This is a genomic window from Aestuariispira insulae (assembly GCF_003385955.1).
GTDB lineage: Bacteria > Pseudomonadota > Alphaproteobacteria > UBA8366 > Aestuariispiraceae > Aestuariispira > Aestuariispira insulae.
This window is the reverse complement of record NZ_QRDW01000035.1, coordinates 1-2,978: the sequence shown is the minus strand read 5'-3', so window position 1 is coordinate 2,978 and position 2,978 is coordinate 1. Positions and strand designations below refer to the sequence as shown.

Here is a 2,978-nt window from a genome sequence, read left to right as displayed (position 1 = left end):
TAGCGTCAGCAAAGACGGTATCGGCACGGATACGCTTGCAGGGATTGAGAAGATCCATTTTGATGCCAATGATGACGGCATCATCAATGTGGATGAGAATGGCGACCCGACCGAGACGGTCATCGACCTGACGGAGGAAAGCGGTCCGGTTGGCGGCGATGCCAAAGTTGTTCTGGATGGCTGGGATACGGTCACGCATAAGCTCACCGTCTTTGACGCAGATCTCTATGAGGCCGACAGCTCGGAAAAGCTGACCTATGAAGTCATTGGTGACAATGTTGAAGAACAGCCGGATGGCAGCTTTAAACTGATCGACAGCGGGGGGACGGTCTCCTTTGATGAAGAGGGCAATTACACCTATATCCCGGCGACCAGTGATCAACCGGCAACCGACAGCTTCACCTGGCGGGTGACCGACCTGAGCGGGATGAGCACGGAAGGCACGATAAATCTTCAGGGCGCGCCTGTTCCCTACGATATCGGACAATCAGCCGCCTTTGACGGCACCGGACAGACCCTGACCCAGACTATGGAAACCGAAGGGAACCGGAAGACCTGGACCTTCTCCACCTGGGTGCGGCGCGGGGACCTGAACCGGAACCAGACCCTGTTCGCGGGCGGAACCAATGCCACCAATGACCAGACGGCGATCGGCATCGGTTATGGCGGCAGCAACGAGATCTTCCTGCATGGTCCGACCGGCATGAGCCTGCGCAGCCAGGCCCTGCTGGATCAGACCGGCGAATGGTACCATCTGGTGGTGGCGATGGACACGACCCAGGCGACGGCATCTGACAGGGTGAAGATCTATCTGGACGGCACGCAGTTGGACAGCTTCACAAACCCGACCTACCCGGCGCTGAATGCTGAAATGGGCATCGGCAAGGCGGGTGGTCATGCGATCGGGCGTTTCTTTGATTTCGATCTGAACCATGTCAATGGGGATCTGGCGGATGTGGCCTATGTGGATGGCCAAGCGCTGGATGCCAATGCCTTTGGCCAGTCCGATGGGAATGGCGGCTGGGTTGCTGGCGGTATCGGTGTTGAGAACTATGGTACCAACGGTTTCCGATTTGATTTTGCCGACAGTGGCAACCTGGGTAAGGATCTTTCGGGCAACGGCAATGACTATACGGTCAATGGCACTCTCAGCCAGGGAACGGATATACCGGCTGTTGGCCAGGAGGCGCCGGATTATACTGCCACCGATGGCAATGATGTCCTTGAAGCTGGCGCCATGGGGGCCACCCTCTCTGGCGGTGCCGGCATCGACAAGCTAATCGGCGGCACCGGCAATGACACCCTGGTCGGCGGGAGCGGCTCGGATGAATACGGCCTGACCCGCGGCGGCGGGCAGGACCGGATCATCGATGTGTCCGGCCTGGCCGATGAGATGGCGTTTGATGCGGATATTGCCTATGACCAGGTCTGGCTGGAGCGGATCGGCAGTGATCTGCGCCTGACCATTATTGGCACCAATGACACGGTCACCATCACCAACTGGTATGCGAATAGCAGCTACCGGCTGGAGCTGTTCCAGGCCAGCGGCCTGACCATGACCAGTGCCGGGGCGGATCTGTTGGTGGAGGCCATGGCCGACACCGATTTCTCCCCCGTGGGCTATGGGGGTACCAGTCTGCCGACTGACCTCAGGAATGACCTGGATGACGCTTTCCAACTGGCCTGGGGCTATAGCGGCCTTGGCACGGAAGGCGATGACACCCTGACCGGGGACGACGGCTTTGACGGGCTTTATGGCTATGGCGGGGATGATACCCTGACCGGCATGGGCGGCCATGACCTGCTCGATGGCGGGGATGGCAATGACACTCTCAATGGCGATGGCACATTGACCCAGGTGACTGCGGAAGGCATGACCCTGGCGGATTGGGCCGCGGCCGGCATTGCGCTTTCGTCCAAGGATCTGGACGGCAATGACGGCACGGTCACCTTTGAGGCCAATGGTGTTGGCGTGGCCGGGGGCGATCCGGTGGGTGAGCAGATCAATTATGATAACAAGCTCAACCGCAAGGAAAGCCTGGTTCTGGCCTTTGATGATCCGGTGGTCAGCGCGGAAGTCACCTTCTCCAACCTGATCAAGGATGAGGAAGGCGGCGAGCGCGGCAGCTGGAAAGCCTATGACAAGGATGGCAACCAGGTCGGCAGCGGCTATTTCGGGCCGGATGACGTGACCGGTGAACCGGGGGTCGGTGTCATTGAGATCAAAGGCATCGGTTCCTTCACAGAGCTGCGTTTCTTTGCCGAGAAAACGGTGAATGAGGCGGCTGGGATTGAAAATCCGGATGATGACAGCAGTGACTTCTTTGTCCGTTCCGTCACCTATCGGAAAGACCCGGACGAGGCGGCGCATGGCAATGATGTGCTGACCGGCGGCGACGGGGCCGATACCTTCCTCTTTGGCGAGGGCGGCGGCCGCGACATCGTTACCGATGCGGAGGCGGCCGATAAGGTCAAATTCGGCATTGGGGTTGAAGCGGACGAGATCTGGTTCAGCCAATCCGGCAATGACCTGGAGGCCCGTCTGCTGGGCAGCAATGATGCCATCATCATCGATGACTGGTTCGCGGGCACCGCCAAACAGGTGGGGTCGTTCGAGCTGAACGATGGCAGCACCTTGAGCGCCGCCAATGTGCAGAGCCTGGTGAATGCCATGTCCGCCTGGGCGGACCTGGACGGCACAGATGTGGAGGATCTGGGGGCGGCCCCGACCGATGACGAGGGTCTGACCACGGCATTGGCTTTGTGGCAGCAGCAACCTTGATCCAGGCCTAACTACAACAGCCCCGGCAGAGAGATCTGCCGGGGCTTTTTCTTCTGGAGGCGTCTTATCTGTCGTTCCTGTGCAACAGGCGCAGCTTATCTGTGAGCGCCCGGTGAACCCCACCTTGTAGGTTTTTGCGAATACAGTCAGGTTCAGCCTCAGATTTTCACAGGATTGAGGGTTTGACCATGACAGA

General features: G+C 59.1%; 1 protein-coding gene. It reads left to right on the top strand.

What is annotated here, in order from left to right:
- The coding region (locus DFP90_RS23390) for a calcium-binding protein (protein ID WP_181905528.1) at positions 1-2,782 on the top strand (2,782 nt) is incomplete at its 5' end.
- Positions 2,783-2,978 lie beyond the last annotated feature (196 nt).